Origin of the sequence: Comamonas thiooxydans (assembly GCF_000964545.1) — a bacterium.
GTDB lineage: Bacteria > Pseudomonadota > Gammaproteobacteria > Burkholderiales > Burkholderiaceae_C > Comamonas > Comamonas thiooxydans.
Window position 1 is genome coordinate 1 of the sequence record NZ_BBVD01000012.1, and the last position, 20,777, is coordinate 20,777.

18 protein-coding genes and 1 tRNA gene are annotated in these 20,777 nt (G+C 60.6%); 16 read left to right on the forward strand and 3 right to left on the reverse strand.

The features are described from left to right. Positions 1-142 precede the first annotated feature (142 nt). Positions 143-227: transfer RNA gene (locus Cth01_RS18585), tRNA-Leu, on the reverse strand. A gap of 34 nt (positions 228-261) precedes the next feature. Between Cth01_RS18585 and rnr the strand changes: the two genes are divergently transcribed. After that, complete coding sequence (gene rnr / locus Cth01_RS18590) at positions 262-2,895, forward strand: ribonuclease R (RefSeq protein ID WP_045840074.1); 2,634 nt, start codon at positions 262-264, stop codon at positions 2,893-2,895. 64 nt (positions 2,896-2,959) lie between these two features. On the opposite strand, the gene Cth01_RS18595 is transcribed toward rnr, so the two are convergent. Both Cth01_RS18595 and Cth01_RS18600 read right to left on the reverse strand, forming a co-directional pair. Further along, on the reverse strand, positions 2,960-4,555 hold the full coding sequence (locus Cth01_RS18595) for an NAD(P)H-hydrate dehydratase (RefSeq protein ID WP_045840056.1): 1,596 nt from the start codon (positions 4,553-4,555) through the stop codon (positions 2,960-2,962). A gap of 97 nt (positions 4,556-4,652) precedes the next feature. After that, positions 4,653-6,041 (reverse strand): amidase, encoded by a 1,389-nt coding sequence (locus tag Cth01_RS18600; protein ID WP_045840057.1) that lies wholly within the window; start codon positions 6,039-6,041, stop codon positions 4,653-4,655. A gap of 227 nt (positions 6,042-6,268) precedes the next feature. Here Cth01_RS18600 and rpsB point away from each other — a divergent pair, with 227 nt between their 5' ends. The 15 genes from rpsB (at position 6,269) to rnhB (ending at position 20,776) form a co-directional block, all read left to right on the forward strand. Further along, the gene (gene rpsB, locus Cth01_RS18605; RefSeq protein WP_003067383.1) at positions 6,269-7,021 is read left to right on the forward strand and encodes a 30S ribosomal protein S2; all 753 of its coding nucleotides are present in this window, start codon (positions 6,269-6,271) and stop codon (positions 7,019-7,021) included. A gap of 108 nt (positions 7,022-7,129) precedes the next feature. Further along, a complete protein-coding gene (gene tsf, locus Cth01_RS18610; protein ID WP_003067381.1) occupies positions 7,130-8,023 on the forward strand; it encodes a translation elongation factor Ts in 894 nt (297 codons plus the stop codon). Positions 8,024-8,117: 94 nt separating this feature from the next. Further along, positions 8,118-8,840, forward strand: coding sequence for a UMP kinase (gene pyrH / locus Cth01_RS18615; RefSeq protein WP_003053409.1), 723 nt, complete (start codon positions 8,118-8,120; stop codon positions 8,838-8,840). Positions 8,841-8,877: 37 nt separating this feature from the next. After that, entirely contained in the window at positions 8,878-9,438 is a 561-nt protein-coding gene (gene frr, locus Cth01_RS18620) for a ribosome recycling factor (protein WP_003067379.1), read from the forward strand. Positions 9,439-9,461: 23 nt separating this feature from the next. Continuing rightward, complete coding sequence (gene uppS, locus Cth01_RS18625; protein WP_034358753.1) at positions 9,462-10,199, forward strand: polyprenyl diphosphate synthase; 738 nt, start codon at positions 9,462-9,464, stop codon at positions 10,197-10,199. A 14-nt stretch (positions 10,200-10,213) separates the two neighbouring features. After that, positions 10,214-11,071 carry a phosphatidate cytidylyltransferase gene (locus Cth01_RS18630; RefSeq protein ID WP_045840058.1) on the forward strand — a complete coding sequence of 286 codons (858 nt, stop codon included), beginning with the start codon at positions 10,214-10,216 and terminating at the stop codon, positions 11,069-11,071. Further along, positions 11,068-12,246: a 1-deoxy-D-xylulose-5-phosphate reductoisomerase gene (gene ispC / locus Cth01_RS18635; protein ID WP_034407213.1), complete on the forward strand. Its 1,179-nt coding sequence runs from the start codon at positions 11,068-11,070 to the stop codon at positions 12,244-12,246. The genes Cth01_RS18630 and ispC overlap by 4 nt, the downstream gene beginning before the upstream one ends. 91 nt (positions 12,247-12,337) lie before the next feature. Then, entirely contained in the window at positions 12,338-13,708 is a 1,371-nt protein-coding gene (rseP, locus tag Cth01_RS18640; protein ID WP_045840075.1) for an RIP metalloprotease RseP, read from the forward strand. Between the two features lie 43 nt (positions 13,709-13,751). Beyond that, positions 13,752-16,067, forward strand: coding sequence for an outer membrane protein assembly factor BamA (gene bamA / locus Cth01_RS18645; protein ID WP_034358746.1), 2,316 nt, complete (start codon positions 13,752-13,754; stop codon positions 16,065-16,067). Beyond that, positions 16,067-16,573 carry an OmpH/Skp family outer membrane protein gene (locus Cth01_RS18650; protein WP_034358744.1) on the forward strand — a complete coding sequence of 169 codons (507 nt, stop codon included), beginning with the start codon at positions 16,067-16,069 and terminating at the stop codon, positions 16,571-16,573. The genes bamA and Cth01_RS18650 overlap by 1 nt, the downstream gene beginning before the upstream one ends. 16 nt (positions 16,574-16,589) lie before the next feature. Next, positions 16,590-17,591, forward strand: a complete 1,002-nt coding sequence (lpxD, locus tag Cth01_RS18655) for a UDP-3-O-(3-hydroxymyristoyl)glucosamine N-acyltransferase (protein WP_034358742.1) — start codon at positions 16,590-16,592, stop codon at positions 17,589-17,591. Further along, positions 17,591-18,031 (forward strand): 3-hydroxyacyl-ACP dehydratase FabZ, encoded by a 441-nt coding sequence (gene fabZ / locus Cth01_RS18660; protein WP_003053425.1) that lies wholly within the window; start codon positions 17,591-17,593, stop codon positions 18,029-18,031. Before lpxD ends, fabZ begins: the two co-directional genes overlap by 1 nt. Before the next feature lie 15 nt (positions 18,032-18,046). Then, the gene (lpxA, locus tag Cth01_RS18665) at positions 18,047-18,835 is read left to right on the forward strand and encodes an acyl-ACP--UDP-N-acetylglucosamine O-acyltransferase (RefSeq protein ID WP_171832531.1); all 789 of its coding nucleotides are present in this window, start codon (positions 18,047-18,049) and stop codon (positions 18,833-18,835) included. Positions 18,836-18,885: 50 nt separating this feature from the next. Further along, positions 18,886-20,082 carry a lipid-A-disaccharide synthase gene (gene lpxB / locus Cth01_RS18670; protein WP_012839121.1) on the forward strand — a complete coding sequence of 399 codons (1,197 nt, stop codon included), beginning with the start codon at positions 18,886-18,888 and terminating at the stop codon, positions 20,080-20,082. After that, entirely contained in the window at positions 20,045-20,776 is a 732-nt protein-coding gene (gene rnhB, locus Cth01_RS18675) for a ribonuclease HII (protein WP_045840059.1), read from the forward strand. The genes lpxB and rnhB overlap by 38 nt, the downstream gene beginning before the upstream one ends. Position 20,777 lies beyond the last annotated feature (1 nt).

Genomic DNA, 20,777 nt, shown 5'->3' on the forward strand with positions numbered 1-20,777 from the left:
TTCAGGGAAGCTTCGTATTGTAATGCATTTTTTGCATTCAATCTGAATCTTCAAATTTTCTAAGATGCCGTCTGGCTTGCAAACATTCCCTTGAGGAATGTTTCCCAAGTTTGTTTCAACCCTTGCAGGTTGTCGTTAAACTTGGTGCCCAGGAGAGGACTCGAACCTCCACGGAGTTACCCGCTAGTACCTGAAACTAGTGCGTCTACCAATTCCGCCACCTGGGCATCTCAGGAAAGACATAGATTGTATATCAAGAAAATGAACCCTCGCGCAAAAGTTGCCGATATGAACGAAGAAATTTTGGGCACTGTGCAGGGCCACCGCGACGGACACGGCTTTGTCGTCCGTGACGATGGTGAGCGTGACATCTACCTTCCCCCCAATGAAATGCGAGCGGTGCTGCACAAGGACAAGGTCCAGGTGCGTATCGCCCGTCATGACCATCGCGGTCGCCCCGAAGGCCGTGTGGTGGAAATCGTGGAGCGTCCCGATCAGCCCATCATTGGCCGCTTTCTGCAGGAAAGCGGTGTGTGGCTTGTGGCCCCTGAAGACAAGCGCTACGGTCAGGATGTTCTGATTCCTTCCAACGCCACAGGCGCGGCCAAGCCGGGCCAGGTGGTGGTGGTGGAACTGACAGAGGCTCCGGCCTTGTTTGGTCAGCCTGTGGGCCGCATTACCGAAGTGCTGGGTGAGGTGGATGACCCAGGCATGGAAATCGAGATTGCGGTGCGCAAGTATGGCGTGCCGCATATCTTCTCCGACGCCTGTCTCGAGCAAGCCAAGGCGCTGCCCGAAAAAGTCCGACCCGCAGACTACAAGCACCGCATTGATCTGACCGATATTCCTCTGGTCACCATTGACGGCGAAGATGCGCGCGACTTTGACGATGCCGTGTATTGCGAGCCCGCCAAGGTGGGGCGCAGCAAGGGCTGGCGTCTGCTTGTTGCGATTGCGGATGTGAGTCACTATGTGACCACAGGTAGCGCCATTGATGTGGATGCTTACGATCGCGCCACCAGCGTGTATTTCCCGCGCCGAGTGATTCCCATGCTGCCGGAAAAGCTCAGCAACGGGCTGTGCTCCTTGAACCCCGACGTCGATCGGCTGTGCATGGTCTGCGACATGCTGATCACGGCGCAAGGTGAGATTCACGCCTATCAGTTCTACCCGGCAGTCATGCATAGCCATGCGCGCTTCACCTATACCGAGGTGGCTGCAATCCTGGCCAATACACGCGGTCCTGAAGCAGCCAAGCGCAAGGAGCGCGTGCAGGATTTGCTGAATCTGTATGGCGTCTTTCAGTCCCTGCTCAAGGCTCGTGAGGCGCGCGGTGCCGTGGACTTTGAGACGACCGAGACGCAAATCGTCTGCGACGACAACGGACGCATCGAAAAAATCGTGCCACGCACTCGCAATGATGCGCACAAGTTGATTGAAGAAGCCATGCTGGCGGCGAATGTCTGCAGCGCAGATTTCATCGACCAAAGCGGGCAGCTTGGTCTGTTCCGCGTGCACGACAAGCCTTCGCTGGAAAAGCAGGAAATTCTGCGCAATTACCTCAAGGCCATGGGTGTGAGCATGAGCATCAGCGAAAACCCTTCGACCAAGGAGTTTCAGCAGATTGCCAATGCCACCAAGGACAGGCCTGACTCGCAGCAGATTCACACCATGCTGCTGCGCTCCATGATGCAGGCTTTCTATACGCCGGAAGGCTCGGGCCACTTCGGTCTGGCCTTTGAGGCTTATACCCACTTCACCAGCCCGATTCGTCGTTATCCGGACTTGCTGGTGCACCGCGTGATCAAGGCTGAGCTGAACGGCACACACTACAAGCTGCCCAGCCTGCCCACGCCGGGTGAAGCCGAAGCCAAGATGGCCAAGCGCCTCTCCTCGCGTGTGGTCGAGCCGGGGCAAAAGCCGCGCAAGCGCTCGGCGGCCAAGGAATTCCAGGCCTGGGAGGCTGCCGGCCTGCACTGCAGCGCCAACGAGCGCCGCGCCGATGAAGCCAGTCGCGATGTGGAGGCCTGGCTCAAGTGCAAATACATGCGCGAGCATCTGGGCGAGGAGTTCGCGGGCACGGTTTCCTCGGTCACGACCTTCGGAGTCTTTGTGACGCTGGATGCCATGTATGTGGAAGGGCTGGTGCATATCACCGAGCTGGGCGGCGACTACTTCCGCTTCGACGAAGCCCGGCAGGAGTTGCGTGGCGAGCGCTCGGGTGTTCGCTATGGCATCGGCGCACGAGTGCGGGTGCAGGTCAGTCGCGTGGATCTGGACGGCCGTCGCATCGACTTCCGCCTGGTTCGTGATGGCGAGGATGGCTTGGTACAAACACCACGCAGCGGTCGTGGCCAGGCCAAGGATGAGGGGCGTGGCCGTCGCGAGTCACGTGACGAACGCAGTGCGGGCGGCTATGCCGACAAGTGGAGTCGTCGCGATGCCAAGGCCAATCGTGCGCAGCGCAATGCCGCTGCGGGGCCTGCTTCTGCACCTGAGCCCGATCGCGCCAAGCAGGGCCGAAAGGCAGCCAAGAAGGCCATGCTGAAAAGCGTGAACCTGGCCGCACTGGAGGCAGAGTACGCACAAGAGCACGCCGCGCCCAAGCCTGAGCCTGTGACGGAGTCCGTGACTGCGGTGCAGCAAGCCAAGCCTCGCAAGGCGGCAGGCAGGAAAAAGGTTGCAGCTCTGCTTGCGCCTGATGCTCCGGCCATCTCTGTTGCCAAGGCTGCGGTCAAGCCCGAATCAAAATCGGTCGCAAAGCCCGCAACCAAGGTCTCAACGAAGTCTGCGGCGAAGTCGGCTCCCAAAGCCGTAAAGGTTGCTGCCAAGCCTGCGGCAGGTACCAAGGCTGCACCGGCAAGCAAAACCAGCAAGCGCAAGACCGAGCGCTGATTGCTCTCCTATCAAGAGCTGAAAGGCCTTGCCAGATAATGGCAAGGCCTTTGTTTTTTGCAGTTTATTGATTGCCCAGGCGCAGAGCCAGTGCACTGGCGCTGAATGGGAGGTTTGCTGGCCAGCAATCTGCAATGTGGCCATGGCGGAAGGCAGCCTGAGTTGCTGCCATATCGGCACTTTGACCCTGTGCCCATAGCGCTGCTATCAATCCGGCCAGCACATCGCCCGTGCCGCCCGTGGCCAGGCGGGCATTGCCGCTGGCATTGATCCAGACTTGCTGCTGTGGATTGGCAACAGCCGTGCCGGAGCCCTTGAGCAGCACCGTGCACTGAAATTTGCTGGCAAGCTGCAGGCAGGCTTGAAGGCGGTTGGCTTGTACTTGAGCGGTGCTGGTCTGCAGCAGGCGCGCGGCCTCCAGCGGGTGGGGGGTCAAGACCGTGGTCTGCTGGCGTGCAGCGCGCTGGCTCAGCTGCTGTGCCAGTGCCGGGCTGGCCGCAACGGCGTTGAGTGCGTCGGCATCCAGCACCAGTTGTGGTGCTTGTGTCAGTATGTGAGGCAACCAGGCGTGCACGGCTTCGCCGCCACCGCAGCCGCAGACCACGGTGGCCTGGCTCCAGTCCTGCGCGGCGGGTTGGCGCAACATGATTTCCGGCCAGGGCGAAGTGCCTTGCGGTGATTGCTCGTCCAGCAAGGCCAGCATGACGCGACCGGCTCCAGCGTGCAGTGCCGCCAGTGCCGCCAGCCAGGCAGCGCCCGTCATCGACAGGCCGCGCATGCCCAGGCCTTCGCCGCCGAGCACGGCCACATCGCCAAAGCTGCCTTTGTGACTGGCGTGCGGGCGTGTTCTTGAGGAGGCAAGGCCTGGGTTGCTCAGATATGCCGTGGGCTGTGCTGCAGCGACTAGGGCGGGCGAGTGCGGTACGTCGGGAGCGCTGGCAATGCCGCAGCCCAGGTCGTCCCACCAGATTTGTCCGCAGGCATCGCGGCCCTGACCGGTGAACAGGCCGGGCTGCAGGGTCAGCAAGGCAAGCGTGTGGCGTCGTTGGTCGGCGGAGATGTGGCCGGGTGCGAATTCCCTCAGATATTGACCGGTATCGGCATCGAGGCCTGAGGCAACGTCTACACAGAGTACGTTGCAGGTGCAATGCTGAACCAGGGCCAGCAACTGCAGCAGGCGCTGATCGGCAGCCGAGGTCTTGCCAAAAGTGCGCGGGCTCAGTCCTATGCCCAGCAGTGCATCAACACACAGGTCTTGTGGTCCCAGATCGACGGGGGCGTCATCGAGCCACTGCACGCCAGCCTGCAAGGCTTTGTTCCGGGAAATCTGTGCATCGGACGGAAGTTCGGCAGGTGCGCGCACTTCGCTGACCATGATTCGCGCATGGGGCAGCATGGCCCTGAGCTGAGCTGCCGCCTCAAAGCCGTCGCCGCCGTTGTTGCCAGGGCCGCAGGCAATCCAGATGCGTTGCGCGTGCGGGGCTATTGCCATTGCCAGCCTGGCGATGGCAAGGCCTGCGCGTTCCATCAGCCTGTGAGGCGGCAGGCGGTCGGCGCAAGCCTTCTCAATCTGACGTGTGGCGGCGGTGCTGAACAGTGGCCAGCCTTGACCAGCGGAAATGGAGGCGGGCGGGGTGTCGGAGGGAGAAATGCGCAGCATGGCCCGAGGATAGCCTCCGGCTGCGCATTTGTGGGTTTTTATGATTTTTGCCTTTTAATTCAATAGCCATAAGCGGTTATAGCTACGGAAATTGAAGTCAGTCGCGATTGAGCACGGCTTCGATGCCCGCGCTGATATTCAGGATGGCATCGTCGTGCAGGGCGGCATGCCAGATCATCAGGCCCATGGGGAGCTCGTTCGGGTTGTGGCACGGCAGTGACAGGGCGCAGCCGTCCAGCATATTGACCACGCTGGTATTGCGCAGCAGTAGGCCGTTGACGCGGAAAAATTCCTCGTCACGCTTGGCGTCGGCTGCGGCGTCGAAACCGTTGGTCGGGGCGACGGATGCAATCGTGGGTGCCGTGATCGGCGTGGTGGGCGAGAGCAGGGCGTCATAGCTGACTATGGCACTCTCCATCTTGGCAATCCAGCGCTTGCGCGCGGCCAGCAGATCCAGATAGTCGGCAGCGCTCATGCTCGCGCCGCGCTCTATGCGCGAGCGTACTCGGGGGTCGTAGAGCGCGGCCTTGGCGGGGTCCTGCAGATGACGCCGGTGCCAGGCATAGCTTTCGGTGGGCGAGAAGCCCCCGATGATGTTGACGCCGTCCAGCTCCTCCAGCTCGGGCAGGTCAATCCACTCGATCTGTGCGCCGCCGGCCTGCAGCTTGGCGATGCTGCGTTCGAAGGCGTTGCGCACGGCGGGCTCGATCTGATCGAAGAAGACGGGGCGTGGCACTGCCAGGCGCCACTGGCTCTGGCTGCGTTCGTCCTTGGTGACTTTGCGCTCGGCCAGAATCTCGTGCAGCAGCACGGCATCGCGCACGCTACGCGTAATGGCGCAGGCAGTGTCCAGTGTGGGCGAGAGTGGCACGGTTCCTTCGGTGGGAACCAGCCTGGCCGTGCTTTTGAAGCCAACCAGGCCATTGAGTGCAGCGGGAATGCGGATGGAGCCCCCGGTGTCCGAGCCCAGAGCCGCCCAGGCGGCGCCGCTGGCGACGGATACAGCAGCGCCTGACGAGGAGCCGCCCGGAATGCGGGCCGGCCATGTGGGCGCCAGCTGAGGATTGGCGGGGTGGCGGGCATCCAGCGCGGCGGGGGTGCCGAAATGCGGGTTCACGCCAACGCCGGAAAAAGCGAACTCGACCATATGGGTGCGGCCGATGATGGCCGCGCCTGCCGCGCGCAGGCGGGCAACGGCCGTGGCGTCTGCTCGGGCGAGGGGCGCATCCTGCAGCACCAGGGAGCTGGCGGCACTGCGCGCGCCTTGCGTGTCGAACAGATCCTTGACCGAGATGGCCAGGCCAGCCAGGGGTGTAGTGGGTGGCGTTTCTGCAGCAGCCCAGCGTGCCTCGTCAAAAAAAGTCTGGCTGAAAACGTTGGCGCACAAGGGGCTTTGCGCGGCAGCAATGCTCATTTGCATGAGGTTTGCAGCGCTTTGGCGGCCTTCGCGGATCTCAAGAGCGACGTGACTGAGGTCGAGTTGCATGGCAGTGTGCTAAAATTTTGCGGCTTTGCTAAGGGTTAGTCCGTGAGGATTGACTTGAAAAGCTCTGAAAGTGGTTGATGCGATGGCTTTTTGTGTGTTGCAGCAATTGCTTTTAAGTCGGCAAGGCAAATAGCAAACCGGCCTATTCAAGGTGTTGCGCTCGCTTTTTTTCAAGGCGGCTGCAATCGTTGGGCCGGATTTTAGACCCAACCTTTGAGGTAATTAACATGGCAGTAACAATGCGCGAGATGCTGGAAGCCGGCGTCCACTTCGGTCACCAAACTCGTTTCTGGAATCCCAAGATGGCTCCGTTCATCTTCGGTGCCCGCAACAAGATCCACATCATCAACCTGGAAAAGTCCCTGCCGATGTTCCAGGAAGCCCAGAAGTTCGCCAAGCAGCTGACTGCTAACGGCGGCACCATCCTGATGGTGGGTACAAAGCGTCAAGCCCGTGAGCTGGTGGCTGAAGAAGCCAAGCGCGCTGGCGTGCCCTTCGTTGACCAGCGCTGGCTGGGCGGCATGCTGACCAACTTCAAGACTGTCAAGACCTCCATCAAGCGTCTGAAGGACATGAAGGCTCAGCAAGAAGCCGGTCTGGAATCCATGTCCAAGAAGGAACAGCTGATGTTCGTTCGCGAACTGGAAAAGCTGGAAAAGGACATCGGCGGCATTCAGGACATGAACGGTCTGCCCGACGCCATTTTCGTGATCGACGTGGGCTTCCACAAGATCGCTATCGCTGAAGCCAAGAAGCTGGGCATTCCTCTGATCGGCGTGGTTGACACCAACCACAACCCCGATGGCATCGACTACGTGATCCCTGGTAACGACGACTCCGCCAAGGCTGTGCAGCTGTACGCCCAAGGCATTGCCGACGCAATCCTGGAAGGCCGTGAAGCTCGTCTGAACGACGTGGTGAAGGCCGCTGCCGGTGAGAACGGCGACGAGTTCGTGGAAGTGGAAGAATCCGCCGCCTAAGCGAAGTCCGGCTGCGCGACCGCATCGCGAGAAAAAGCGGGGCTCTAGGTAGCCCCGTTTTTTTAGCCGGAATCCTGTAACGAATCGAACTGATACTGGAGAAATACGATGGCAATTACTGCAAGCATGGTCGCCGAACTGCGCGCCAAGACCGACGCCCCCATGATGGAATGCAAGAAGGCTCTGACCGAAGCTGATGGCGATATGGCCAAGGCTGAAGAGCTGCTGCGCGTCAAGCTGGGTACCAAGGCTGGCAAGGCCGCTTCCCGCGTGACTGCTGAAGGCGTTGTGGCTGCTTTCATCGACGGCGGCAAGGGTGGCCTGATCGAAGTGAACAGCGAAACCGACTTCGTGTCCAAGAACGACAGCTTCCTGGCCATGGCCAATGCCGCTGCCAAGCTGGTCGCCGAGCACAATCCCGCTGACCTGGACGCTCTGGGCGCCCTGGCCTACGAGCAAGACGGCTACGGCCCCACTCTGGAAGACGTGCGCAAGGGTCTGATCGGCAAGATCGGCGAAAACATGTCTTTCCGTCGCTTCAAGGCTTTCAGCGGCGCTGGCCTGGCTGCCTACGTGCACGGCACCCGCATTGGCGTGGTGGTCGAGTTCGACGGCGACGCTGCTGCTGCCAAGGACGTGGCAATGCACGTGGCTGCCATGAAGCCCGTGGCTCTGACTTCCGCTGACGTGCCTGCTGATCTGATCGCCAAGGAACGCGCTGTGGCCGAAGGCAAGGCAGCCGAATCCGGCAAGCCTGCCGACATCGTTTCCAAGATGGTGGAAGGCTCCGTGCAGAAGTACCTGAAGGAAGTGTCCCTGGCTGACCAGGTCTTCGTGAAGGCTGCTGACGGCAAGCAAACCGTGGCTCAGATGCTCAAGGCTGCCAACACCAATGTGAAGGCGTTCACGATGTATGTCGTGGGTGAAGGCATTGAGAAGAAGACTGACGACTTCGCCGCTGAAGTGGCTGCCCAGGTGGCAGCAGCCAAGGCTGGTGCTTAAACCTAAGCCTTAGCAACAATCGCGGCCTAGAGCCGCGATTGATTTATTCCCCCTCCCGTTTTCATACTCATTCAACTTCCATCGGAGAAACACCATGTCCAACGCCATTCCAGCCCACAAGCGCATCTTGCTCAAGCTGTCGGGGGAGGCGTTAATGGGAGATGACCAGTTCGGCATCAACCGTGCAACCATCGAGCGCATGGTGGCTGAGATCGTGGAAGTGACCAAGGTGGGTGTGCAGGTTGCCGTGGTGATCGGCGGCGGCAACATCTTCCGCGGCGTGGCGGGCGGCTCGGTCGGCATGGACCGTGCGACTGCCGACTATATGGGCATGCTGGCCACGGTGATGAATGCCCTGGCTCTGGCAGATGCCATGGACAAGCAGGGCCTGACGGCGCGCGTGATGTCGGCCATCGGTATCGAGCAGGTGGTCGAGCCCTATGTGCGCCCCAAGGCGCTGCAGTACCTGGAAGAGGGCAAGGTCGTGGTGTTCGCTGCCGGTACGGGCAATCCCTTCTTCACCACCGACACGGCCGCTGCGCTGCGTGGTGCTGAAATCGGCGCCGAAGTCGTGCTCAAGGCCACCAAGGTGGATGGCGTGTACACGGCTGACCCGGTCAAGGATCCTTCGGCCACACGCTACGACAAGCTGGCTTTCGATGAGGCCATCTCGCGCAATCTGGGCATCATGGATGCCACGGCTTTCGCGCTGTGCCGCGACCAGAAGCTGCCGATTCGCGTGTTCTCCATCGTCAAGCCCGGCGCACTCAAGCGCGTGGTCATGGGTGAAGACGAAGGCACTCTGGTGTACGCTTGAGCGTTTTGCCGCCACATGCCCGCAAAGGAACAAGAACATGACGATCGCTGAAATCAAAAAGAACACCGAAACCAAGATGGGTCAGTCCATCGAGGCTCTGAAGAACAATCTGGCTCGCGTGCGTACCGGCCGTGCGAATCCCGCGCTGCTGGATGCCATTCATGTCGAGTACTACGGCTCCATGGTGCCTCTGTCCCAGGTGGCCAATGTGTCTTTGCTGGATTCCCGCACCATCAGCGTGCAGCCTTGGGAAAAGAACATGGCTGCCAAGGTGGAAAAGGCCATTCGCGAGAGCGATCTGGGTCTGAATCCCGCTTCCATGGGCGATCTGATTCGCGTGCCCATGCCTCCCATGAGCGAAGAGCGCCGCAAGGAAATGACCAAGCTGGCGCGCAACGAAGGCGAGAACGCCAAGATTGCCGTTCGCAACCTGCGTCGCGATGCCAATGAAGGCGTGAAGAAGCTGGTCAAGGACAAGGAAGCCTCTGAAGACGATCAGAAGCGCTCCGAAGCCGAAATCCAGAAGATCACCGACAAGCATATTGCCGAGGTCGATACGCTGGTGGCGGCCAAGGAACAGGACATCATGGCGGTCTGAGTCTTTCCAAAGGACTTGCACTTTTGACATCCAAGAAAAACGGCGCGGTTCCGCGCCATATCGCCGTCATCATGGACGGTAACGGGCGGTGGGCCAAGCGCCGTCTGCTTCCACGTCTTGCCGGTCACAAGCAGGGGGTGGAGTCCCTGCGCCGCTGCGCTCGCGCCTGCGTCGAGCGTGGCGTGCAGGTGCTCACTGTGTTTGCGTTTTCCTCCGAGAACTGGAACCGGCCTCAGGAAGAGGTCTCGGGCCTCATGAGCCTGCTGGCCAATGCCCTGGCCAAGGAAGTCGCTCAACTCAGCCGCGACGGCGTGCGCCTGTACTTTGTCGGCGACCGTCAGGGGCTGAGCGACAAGGTTCGGGAAGGCTTGGCAGAGGCCGAGCGCATCACCGCTCACAACACGCGTCTGGTTCTCAACGTCTGCTTCAACTACGGTGGCCGCTGGGATATAGCCCAGGCTGCACAGAAGCTGGTGGCCCAGGGGCTGGAGCTGACTCCCGAGAATCTGGACAGGGCCATGGCCTTGGCCCATGTGCCGGATCCGGATCTCATGATCCGCACCGGTGGCGAGACCCGCATCAGCAATTTCCTGCTCTGGCAGGCTGCTTATACAGAGCTTTTTTTCAGCAATGCCCTGTGGCCTGATTTCGACGAGGCGGCTCTTGACGAGGCCATTGCCGTGTTTGGCGGTCGTGAGCGCCGCTTCGGCCAGACTTCCGAGCAGATTCAACCATCATCCACCGTCACCTTGACGGTTTAACCATAAGAGGTGCCATGCTCAAGCAGCGCGTCATTACCGCCTTGATTTTGCTGGCCATTTTGCTGCCGGCACTGTTTTATACGGCCAGCACCGTGCCCTTTGCCGCACTGATGCTGTTGTTCATGGCGGCTGGTGCCTGGGAGTGGGGGCGACTCAATGGTTTTGGACAGGCAGGCTCACTGGGCCTGGGTGCTGTCTGTACGGCGCTGTGCGCCGGCTCCTGGTGGGCCGGCTGGGTGGATCAGCCTCTGCACACGGTGTGGCTGATTGCAGGTTCCCTCTGGGTGCTGGGGGGCGTTTTGCTGCTGCGCGCTGGCGTGGCGGGCTGGCCGCATATTCCGGCTGCAGTTCGTCTGGTCGGCGGCGTGCTGGCATTGTGGCTGGCCTGGCTGGCCGTGGTGCAGGCGCGCAATATCGGCATCAACTTCCTGCTGTCGGTGCTGGTGCTGGTCTGGGTGGCTGATGTCTTCGCCTATTTTGCAGGCCGCACTTTCGGCCTGAAATTCACCAGGAACAAGCTTGCTCCTTCCATCAGTCCCGGCAAGAGCTGGGAAGGTGTCTGGGGCGGCATGCTGGGGGTGATTGTGCTGGCTCTGGTCTGGAGCTGGGCAGATCGTCACTACGGCGCTGGTGTTCCCAGTTTCTATTCGGTGCTGCAGTCGCGCGGACTTTGGTTCCTGCTGCTGGCTGCAGTGTTTATGGCTGCGATGAGTGTGGTGGGCGACCTGGTCGAATCCCTCATCAAGCGCAGCGTCGGTGTCAAGGACAGCAGCGGCTTGCTGCCCGGCCATGGTGGTGTCCTGGATCGCATTGATGCCCTCCTGCCCACACTGCCGTTGGCGATGATGCTCTCATCCTTTGTGCATCCATGAAGCAGAAAATCACGGTTCTGGGTTCTACCGGTTCCATCGGAACCAATACCCTGGATGTGGTGGCGCGCCACCCTGAACAATACGAAATCTTCGCGCTGAGTGCAGCCACGCAGGTGGATCTGATGCTCAGGCAATGCGCGCAGTTCAAGCCACAGTTCGCTGTGATGGCCAGTGCGCCTCATGCTCGTCAACTGGCTGAGGCAATCAAGCAAAACGGGCTTCAGACACAGGTTCTCCAGGAGCGGGATGCTCTTGAAGTGATTGCGTCCCACCCTGATGTGGATGCCGTCATGGGGGCGATTGTCGGAGCGGCCGGTCTGGCGCCCTGTCTGGCGGCCGCCAGGGCCGGCAAGCGTCTGCTGCTGGCCAACAAGGAGGCCCTGGTGGTGGGCGGCGCGCTGTTCATGGACACGGTCAAGCGTCATGGTGCCACCTTGCTGCCCATCGACAGCGAGCACTCGGCCATCTTCCAGTGCCTGCCCGAAGACAGCAGCACCTGGGCTGATCGCGTCGACTCCTTGCTGTTGACGGCATCGGGCGGTCCGTTCCGCCAGCGCGATCCGGCGACACTGTCCGAAATCACGCCCGAGCAGGCTTGCTCGCATCCCAATTTTTCCATGGGACGCAAGATCTCGGTGGACTCGGCCACCATGATGAACAAGGCGCTGGAGGTGATCGAGGCGCGCTGGCTGTTCGATATGGCGCCCGAGAAAATCAAGGTGGTGATCCATCCCCAGCAGATCGTGCATTCCATGGTGCAGTTCAAGGATGCGTCCGTGCTCGCCCAGCTGGGAACGCCCGATATGCGTGTGCCGATTGCCTGTGGTCTGGCCTGGCCCGAGCGCATCGAGAGCGGCGCACCTGTGCTGGATTTCGCCAAGCTGGCGGCGCTGACCTTCGAGGAGGCGGATGCGTATCGCTTTCCGGGCCTGCATCTGTCCTGGCAGGCGCTGCGCGCGCCCGAGGGCACGACCACGGTGCTCAACGCAGCGAACGAAGTGGCTGTCGCCGCATTCCTGGAGCGTCGGCTGTCATTTGACCGCATTCATGCCGTCAATCTGCAGACGCTGGAATCCGTGCAACCCGGTGTCGTTGGCAGTCTGGATGAGTTGATGGCGCTCGATGAGCGAGCGCGCGAGCGTGCGGCTGACATAGCCAGGCAGTGGGCGCGCTGATCTGGCGTCGAGTTTGGTGGCTTGAGGGCTTGCGGTTGAACTTGCGGCCTGCTGCGCACTCCAAGCATTGATTGGCATTAAGGAGTTTCAGGTGTTGCTGACGGTTGTGGCTTTCATCGTGGCGCTCGGCGTTCTGATTGCGGTGCATGAGTGGGGCCACTATCGCGTTGCCGTGGCCTGTGGCGTCAAGGTGTTGCGTTACTCCGTGGGCTTTGGCAAGCCGCTGTTGCGCTGGGTCGGCAAGAAGTCGGGCACCGAATATGTGATCGCGGCGCTGCCTCTGGGCGGCTATGTGCGCATGCTTGACGAACGTGAGGGTGAGGTCAGACCCGAGGAAAAACATCTGGCCTTCAACAATCAGCCCTTGCGCTCACGTGCAGCGATTGTTGCTGCGGGACCGGTGGCCAATCTGGTGCTGGCCGTGGCGCTGCTGGCGGTGGTCAACTGGGTGGGGACCAACGAGCCGGCAGCCCGGCTTGCGGCTCCTCCGGAAGGCACGTTGCTGCATCAGGCCGGTATTCAAAGTGGCGACTGGGTGCAGCGTGCCTCTGTGGGTGGCAAGGAATGGCAGCCTGTGCGTGCCCTGGGTGATTTGCGCTGGCTGGTGACGACAGCTGCCATTGAAGGTGAAACCTTGCAGCTGGAGGTGGCGGCGCAAGAGCACGGCGTGGCGCGTGTCGTGCCACTCGATCTCGCTTCTTTGCAACAAAAGGAACCGGATGCAGCTTTCTTTGACAAGGTCGGGCTGCAGGGTGCCTGGAGTCGTCCGGTCATAGAAGAGGTTGTTGCGGGTGGCCCAGCGGAAAAGGCGGGTCTGCAAAAAGGCGATGTGCTGCTCAGCATCGATGGCCAGGCAGTTCAGGATGGCGCTCAGGCGCGTGCCGCGATTCGTGCCTCGGGTGCATCGGGTCGAGTCGAGCCGCAGGCCTGGGCGGTGGAGCGTGCGGGCCGGCGTCTGAACCTGCGAGTGCAGCCGGAAATAGTACCTGGCAAGGATGGACAAGCTGCAACTGCACGTGTGAACGCCTTTATTGGCAGCCAGCACGAGATGGTGCTGGTGCGCCATGGCTTTCTGGATGGCTTGATCGCCGGTGTGCACAAGACCTGGGAGCTGTCCTCCATGACGCTGCGCATGATGGGGCGCATGCTGATCGGTCAGGCCTCGCTCAAGAATATCAGCGGTCCTTTGACGATCGCAGACTATGCAGGCAAGTCCGCCAGCATGGGGCTGGTGCAATACCTGTCGTTCCTCGCGCTGATCAGCATCAGCCTGGGCGTTCTCAACCTGCTACCATTGCCCGTTCTGGATGGTGGGCACCTGATGTATTATCTTTGGGAAGGTTTGACGGGGCGCAGTGTCTCTGATGTCTGGGCTGAAAGACTGCAGCGTGCAGGCGTCGCAGTCATATTGCTGATGATGTCAGTCGCCTTTTTCAACGATATCAACCGGCTCTGGGGCTAATTTTTACCGCTACGGTAGGCCGCATTCGCGGCGATTTCCACTCATGAAAAAACATTTCAATCGCTTGGGCGTGCGCTCTGCAACTGCCCTGGCTGCTATGGTTTTAGCTGCGCAAGCGGCATGGGCATTGGAGCCCTTCAAAGTTCAAGATATCCGCGTCGAGGGTTTGCAGCGAGTGGAGCCCGGTACGGTGTTCGCCTCCATGCCTTTGCGCGTGGGCGACGACTACAACGACGAAAAGGGCGCGGCTGCCATTCGTTCGTTGTTTGCTCTGGGTCTGTTCAAGGACGTGCGCCTCGAAGCCAATGGCAATGTGCTGGTGGTGGTTGTGGAAGAGCGCCCAACCATTGCCGAGGTGAACTTTGCCGGCACCAAGGAGTTCGACAAGGACACTCTGCTCAAGGCCATGCGTGACGTGGGCCTGGCCGATGGCCGCCCTTTCGACAAGGCACTGGCTGATCGCGCAGAGCAAGAACTCAAGCGCCAGTACATCAACCGCAGTCTGTATGGCGCTGAAGTGGTGACCACGGTGACGCCTATCGAGCGCAACCGAGTGAACCTGACCTTCACCGTCTCCGAAGGCGAGCCGGCCAAGATCAACGAAATCCACATTGTGGGCAACAAGGCCTTCAAGGAATCGACGCTCAAGGACCTGTTCGACCAGGACACTGGCAACTGGATGAGCTGGTACACCAAGTCTGACCGCTACGCTCGCAACAAGCTCAATGCCGACCTGGAGTCTCTGCGCTCCTACTATCTGCAGCGAGGCTACCTGGAGTTCCGTGTGGAGTCCACCCAGGTCGCCATCTCTCCGGACAAGCAAAGCATCGGCCTGACCGTGAATATTCACGAAGGCAATCAGTATGTGGTCTCTGGCGTGAAGCTCGAAGGCAACTACCTGGACCGTGACGACGAGTTCAAATCGCTGGTCAAGATCAAGCCAGGTGAGCCCTATAACGCCGATCAGGTTTCCGAGACCGTCAAGGCTTTTACCGACTATTACAGCAATTTCGGTTTTGCCTTCGCCAAGGTGGAGGCCGTGCCCGAAATCGATCGCGCCAACAATCGTGTGGCCATCGTGTTGCAAGCACAGCCTTCGCGTCGCGCCTACGTCCGTCGCATCAGTGTCAGCGGCAACAACAAGACCCGCGACGAAGTGATTCGTCGCGAGTTCCGTCAGTTCGAAGCCTCCTGGTATGACGGCCAGAAGATCAAGCTGTCGCGCGACCGTGTGGATCGTCTGGGCTTCTTCACCCAGGTCGACATTGAAACCCAGGAAGTGCCCGGCTCTCCCGATCAGGTCGATCTGATGATCAATGTGGTTGAGAAGCCCACAGGCTCGATCCAGCTGGGCGCAGGTTTTTCCAGCGCTGAAAAGGTCTCGCTGTCCTTCGGCATCAAGCAGGAAAACGTGTTCGGCTCGGGCAACTACCTGGGTCTGGACGTCAACACCAGCAAGTACAACCGCACCATGGTGGTGTCGACAACCAATCCGTACTTCACGGATACCGGTATCTCGCGCACCTATGACCTGTACTACCGCACCATTCGCCCCTACTATGACGATGGCGCCTACAAGATCATCACCAAGGGTGCCAGCGTGCGCTTCGGTGTGCCCTTCAGTGAAGTGGACACCATCTTCTTCGGTGCCGGTGTTGAAGGCAATGAGATCAAGCCTGGCACCTATATGCCGGCGGTCTACAACGAGTATTGCGGTGGTCTGCCTGGCCAGAACATAGGCTGCTCCAAGACCGGTATCCCTCTGACTCTGGGATGGTCTCGTGATAACCGCGACAGTGCCCTGGCACCCAATGCCGGTCGCTATCAGCGTGTGAATCTGGAAGCCTCGTTCATGAGCGATATGCGCTATGCGAAGGCCAACTACCAGATTCAGCAATATATTCCGCTGAACAAGAAGTACACGATTGCCCTGAACGGCGAGCTGGGCTGGGGCAAGGGCCTGGGCGGCAATCCCTATCCCATCTTCAAGAATTTCTACTCGGGTGGTCTGGGCTCGGTGCGTGGCTTCGAGCAGGGCTCTCTGGGGCGTCGTGACACGGTGAATACCAATCTGGCCTTGGGCGGCACGCGCAAGCTGACCTTGAATGGCGAATTCATGGTCCCGTTCCCAGGTGCCGGTAATGACAGAACACTGCGTCTGTTCGGCTTTGTGGACGTGGGTAATGTGTGGGCGGAAGGTGAAAGCATGGATCTGGGAACCTTGCGTGCTTCCACCGGTGTCGGTATTAGTTGGATTTCGCCGCTGGGTCCTCTGCGTTTGGCGTATGCTCAGCCAATCCGTAAGGAAACCGGCGATAGAATCCAGAAACTGCAATTCCAAATCGGAACATCTTTCTAATGAAATCTCTCTCTAGCCATCTTTCTTTGGCTGTGCTGCTTGGCGCCATGGCCGTCTCTGCGCATGCACAGGAATTCAAGGCCGGTTTTGTGAACACGGATCGTATCTTCCGTGAGGCATCCGCTGCCAAGGCTGCCCAAGCCAAGCTTGAGCAGGAGTTTTCTAAGCGTGAAAAGGATTTGGTCGATCAGGGCAATTCCTTGAAGAGCGCCTCGGACAAGTTCGAGCGTGAAGCTACCACCATGTCCGAGAGCCAGCGTGCTTCGCGCCAGCGTCAGCTGGTGGATCAGGATCGTGAATTCCAGCGCAAGCGCCGTGAATTTCAGGAAGATCTGAACGCACGCAAGAACGAAGAACTGGCCACCGTGCTGGATCGTGCGAACAAGGTTGTCAAGCAAGTGGCCGAGACTGAAAAGTACGACGTCATCCTGCAAGAGGCCGTGTATATCAACCCCAAGTTCGATATCACCGACAAGGTCATCAAGGCCCTGAACGGCACAAAGTAATCCCAAGGATACTTTTGTGAGCGTTCTATTGGGACAGATTCTCGATGCGCTCGGAGGAGAACTGGTGGGTGGCGAGCGCGAGATGCCTATCTCGCGCATCGCTCCACTGGACTCTGCGGGCCACGGTGATCTGAGCTTTTTAAGCAATCCCCGCTATCGCCAGCAACTGGCCGCCTCACAGGCGGCCTGTGTCATTGTGGCGCCGACGATGCGTGATGAAGCGGCGCAGCGTGGCGCCTGCATTGTCGCGGCCGATCCTTATGCCTATTTCGCGCGTGCCACCCAGTGGTGGAAGGCGCATCAGCAGGGCGGCAGGCCGCGCGGCATCCATGCGAGTGCGGTGGTGGATGCCACTGCCCAGGTGCATGAAAGTGCCTATGTGGGGCCGCAATGTGTGGTGGAGGCAGGCGCGGTCATCGGTGCCGATACGGTGCTGAAATCGCGCGTCACCATCAGCCAGGGCTGTGTGCTGGGCGAGCGCTGCATTCTGCATCCCGGTGTGGTCATCGGTGCCGACGGCTTCGGCTTCGCGCCCTCGGCGGGCCAATGGGAAAAGATAGAGCAGCTGGGGGCCGTGCGCATCGGCAACGACGTGGAAATCGGTGCCAACACCTGCGTGGATCGTGGGGCACTTGATGACACCGTCATTGAAGATGGCGTCAAGATCGATAATCTGGTGCAGATTGCCCACAATGTGCACATTGGTGCGCATACGGTGATTGCCGGCAATACCGGTATTGCCGGCAGTGCGCGTATCGGCAAGCGCTGCCAGATTGGTGGAGCTGCCAATATTCTGGGGCATTTGACGATTGCGGATGGCACGGTGATTTCGCCGACCTCCATGGTCACTCGCTCCTTGCCCAAGGCAGGTTTTTATACAGGCATCTTTCCGTTGCAAGAGAACGAGCAATGGGAAAAGAACGCTGCAACCTTCAGGCAGTTGTACACGCTCCGGGAGCGGGTCAAGAAGCTTGAACAAGCGCTGGCAGAGGGCCGGCAAAGCAACAACGGAAATTGATGATGGATATTCAAGAAATTCTCAAGCAACTGCCTCACCGCTACCCCTTTCTTCTGGTGGACCGGGTGCTGGAGCTTGAGCGCAACACGCGCATCAAGGCGATCAAGAACGTCACGTTCAACGAGCCGTTCTTCACCGGGCATTTCCCCGGTCGTCCGGTCATGCCCGGCGTGCTGATTCTTGAAGCTCTGGCCCAGGCTGCCGGCCTGCTGGCCTTCGACGCCATGGGCCAGGTGCCCGATGAAAACAATATCTACTACTTCGTGGGCATCGACTCGGCTCGCTTCAAGCGCCCTGTGGTGCCGGGAGACCAACTGGCCCTGGAGATCACTATCGATCGCGTGCGCGGCGGCATCTGGAAGTTCAACGCCGTCGCCAGCGTGGATGGCGAAGTGGCCGCTGAAGCTCAGCTGATGTGCACCATGCGTCACGTGGGATAAGCGTTGATGGCGGCTGTGAGCTTGATTCATCCCACCGCCGTGGTGGACCCTGCGGCCCAGCTTGACACCTCGGTGTCGGTGGGGCCGTATGCCGTCATCGGCCCCAGGGTGCGCATTGGCGCCGGCAGCAAGGTGGGCGCGCATTGCGTGATCGAAGGCGACACCACCATTGGTGAAGGCAACCACATCTTCCAGTTCGCGTCGCTGGGTGCGCAGCCTCAGGACAAGAAGTACGCGGGCGAGCCCACGCGTCTGGTGATCGGCGATCGCAACACGGTGCGCGAGTTCTGTACCTTCAACACGGGCACCACGCAGGATCGCGGCGAGACGACCATCGGCAATGACAACTGGATCATGGCCTATGTGCATATCGCGCATGACTGCATCATTGGCAACCAGACCACGCTGGCCAACAACACCACGCTGGCAGGCCATGTGCATGTCGGCGACTGGGTGACGATTGGCGGCCTGACCGGTGTGCTGCAGCGCATGCGCATAGGTGCACATGCCATGGTGGGCTTTCAGGCCCATGTGAACAAGGATGTGCCGCCCTTCATGACGGTGGATGGCAATCCGCTGGCTGCTCGCAGCGTGAATCTGATCGGTCTCAAGCGTCGTGGCTTCTCGGATGCGCGCATTGCTGCCGTGCGTGAAATGCACAAGCTGCTGTACCGCCAGGGTCTGACGCTGGAACATGCCATTGCGGCCATGGATGCGATCAAGTCGGCAACGCCTGAAGCCGTGCAGGACGTGGACTTCATGCAGTCCTTTCTGGCATCGGCAAGCAACGGCATTACACGTTGATAGCGACTCGCGCTGTCCCTATCTGAGTTTGAGACGTGAATAGCTCTGAAATGACTAATAAGCAAGCGCAAGCCGCTCCAGATTCCATAGCGCCCAGCATTGCCATGGTGGCAGGCGAAGCCTCGGGCGATCTGCTGGCTTCGCTGTTGCTGGACGGTCTTCGTCAGCGCTGGCCCGATGCGAGCTCCATGGGCATAGGCGGCGACAGAATGCAGGAGCGCGGCTTTGACGCCTGGTGGCAGTCAGAGCGCCTGGCCGTGCATGGTTACAGCTGGGAAGTGCTGGCGCGCGTGGCCGAGTTGCTCGGTATTCGCAAAAAGCTGCGCCAGCGCCTGATTGCGCATCCACCCTCGGTCTTCGTCGGTGTGGATGCCCCCGACTTCAACCTGGGGCTGGAAACCGGCTTGCGTGAAGCCGGCATCAAGACCGTGCACTTTGTCTGTCCGTCGATCTGGGCCTGGCGTGCCGATCGCGTGGAGAAAATCCGTCGCGCCGCCGACCATGTGCTGTGCATCTTCCCGTTCGAGCCCGAACTGCTGGCCCAGCATGGCATCGAAGCCACCTACGTCGGTCATCCGCTGGCGCAGGTGATTCCGCTGCACCCCGATAGAGCGGCCGCGCGTGCGCGCCTGGGCCTGGCCGAAGAGGGGCTGGTGCTGGCCTTGCTGCCCGGCAGCCGCCGCTCCGAGGTGCGCTACATTGCCTCAGGCTTTTTCAAGGCGGCGGCGCTGGTCCAGAAGGCGTTGCCTCAGACCCGGATCGTGGTGCCGGCCGTGCCTTCGTTGTACGAAGAGGTGCAGCGCATTGCGGCCGAGGCCGGCATGCAGGGCAAATGCCTCATCGTCAAGGGCCAGTCCCACGATGTGCTGGCAGCCTGCGACTGCACGCTGATTGCCAGCGGCACCGCCACGCTGGAGGCGGCGCTCTACAAGCGCCCCATGGTCATCAGCTACAGCATGCATCCCTGGAGCTGGCGCCTGATGAAGCGCAAACAGCTGCAGCCCTGGGTGGGCCTGCCCAATATTCTGTGCGGCGATTTTGTCGTGCCCGAGCTGCTGCAGGATGCGGCAACACCCGAGGCGCTGGCCCAGGCCGCACTGGGCTGGCTCAGAGCCAGCCAGGATTCTCCTGCCACCATTGAAGCGCTGGTTGAGCGCTTCACCGCGCTACATCACGAACTGCGCCGCGATACCGCCGAACTGGCTGCCCATGCGATCCAAAAAATCATTGCCACCCCCGCTGCTTGAGCAAGGCTGCCTGCCCTGGCATCCGCCCGGGCTGGTTGCCGGGGTGGATGAGGCAGGGCGCGGCCCGCTGGCCGGTCCGGTGGTGGCTGCCGCCGTCATCCTGGACGATCTGAAGCCCATTGCCGGGCTTAACGACTCCAAGAAGCTCACGGCCAACCGCCGCGAGGTGCTCTACGACGAGATCCGTGCCAAGGCGCTGTGCTTTTGCGTAGCCCAGGCTTCGGTGCAGGAGATCGACGAGATCAACATCCTCAAGGCCACGCTGCTGGCCATGCGTCGCGCCGTGATGGGCCTGCGTCTCAAGCCCGTGCTGGTGCTGGTGGACGGCAACCAGCTGCCGCAGATCGATGTGCAGGCCGAGGCCATCGTCAAGGGGGACTCGCTGGTGCAGGCCATTTCCGCAGCTTCGATCCTGGCCAAGGTCACGCGTGACCGCTGGTGCGAACGCCTGGATGCCCAGTACCCGCAGTACGGCTTTGCCGGACATAAGGGCTATGGCACGGCCGCGCATCTGCAGGCCTTGCGCGCCCATGGTGCGACGGCAGAGCACAGGCGCTCCTTTGCGCCCGTGGCCCAGGTGCTGCAAGCCGGCCAGGTGTGTGCAGGCGGCATGGCGCAGCCTGTGCTGTGCGAGACCGGGCTGTCGGGTGTGACGTCCAGCCTGCTGATGTCGCAGGCATCGCTCTACGTCTGAT

Coding starts and splice junctions, on each gene's coding strand:
- rnr (WP_045840074.1), top strand. CDS start 262: ATGAACCCTCGCGCAAAAGTTGCCGATATGAACGAAGAAATTTTGGGC.
- Cth01_RS18595 (WP_045840056.1), bottom strand. CDS start 4,555: ATGCTGCGCATTTCTCCCTCCGACACCCCGCCCGCCTCCATTTCCGCT.
- Cth01_RS18600 (WP_045840057.1), bottom strand. CDS start 6,041: ATGCAACTCGACCTCAGTCACGTCGCTCTTGAGATCCGCGAAGGCCGC.
- rpsB (WP_003067383.1), top strand. CDS start 6,269: ATGGCAGTAACAATGCGCGAGATGCTGGAAGCCGGCGTCCACTTCGGT.
- tsf (WP_003067381.1), top strand. CDS start 7,130: ATGGCAATTACTGCAAGCATGGTCGCCGAACTGCGCGCCAAGACCGAC.
- pyrH (WP_003053409.1), top strand. CDS start 8,118: ATGTCCAACGCCATTCCAGCCCACAAGCGCATCTTGCTCAAGCTGTCG.
- frr (WP_003067379.1), top strand. CDS start 8,878: ATGACGATCGCTGAAATCAAAAAGAACACCGAAACCAAGATGGGTCAG.
- Cth01_RS18630 (WP_045840058.1), top strand. CDS start 10,214: ATGCTCAAGCAGCGCGTCATTACCGCCTTGATTTTGCTGGCCATTTTG.
- ispC (WP_034407213.1), top strand. CDS start 11,068: ATGAAGCAGAAAATCACGGTTCTGGGTTCTACCGGTTCCATCGGAACC.
- bamA (WP_034358746.1), top strand. CDS start 13,752: ATGAAAAAACATTTCAATCGCTTGGGCGTGCGCTCTGCAACTGCCCTG.
- Cth01_RS18650 (WP_034358744.1), top strand. CDS start 16,067: ATGAAATCTCTCTCTAGCCATCTTTCTTTGGCTGTGCTGCTTGGCGCC.
- fabZ (WP_003053425.1), top strand. CDS start 17,591: ATGATGGATATTCAAGAAATTCTCAAGCAACTGCCTCACCGCTACCCC.
- lpxB (WP_012839121.1), top strand. CDS start 18,886: ATGACTAATAAGCAAGCGCAAGCCGCTCCAGATTCCATAGCGCCCAGC.
- rnhB (WP_045840059.1), top strand. CDS start 20,045: ATGCGATCCAAAAAATCATTGCCACCCCCGCTGCTTGAGCAAGGCTGC.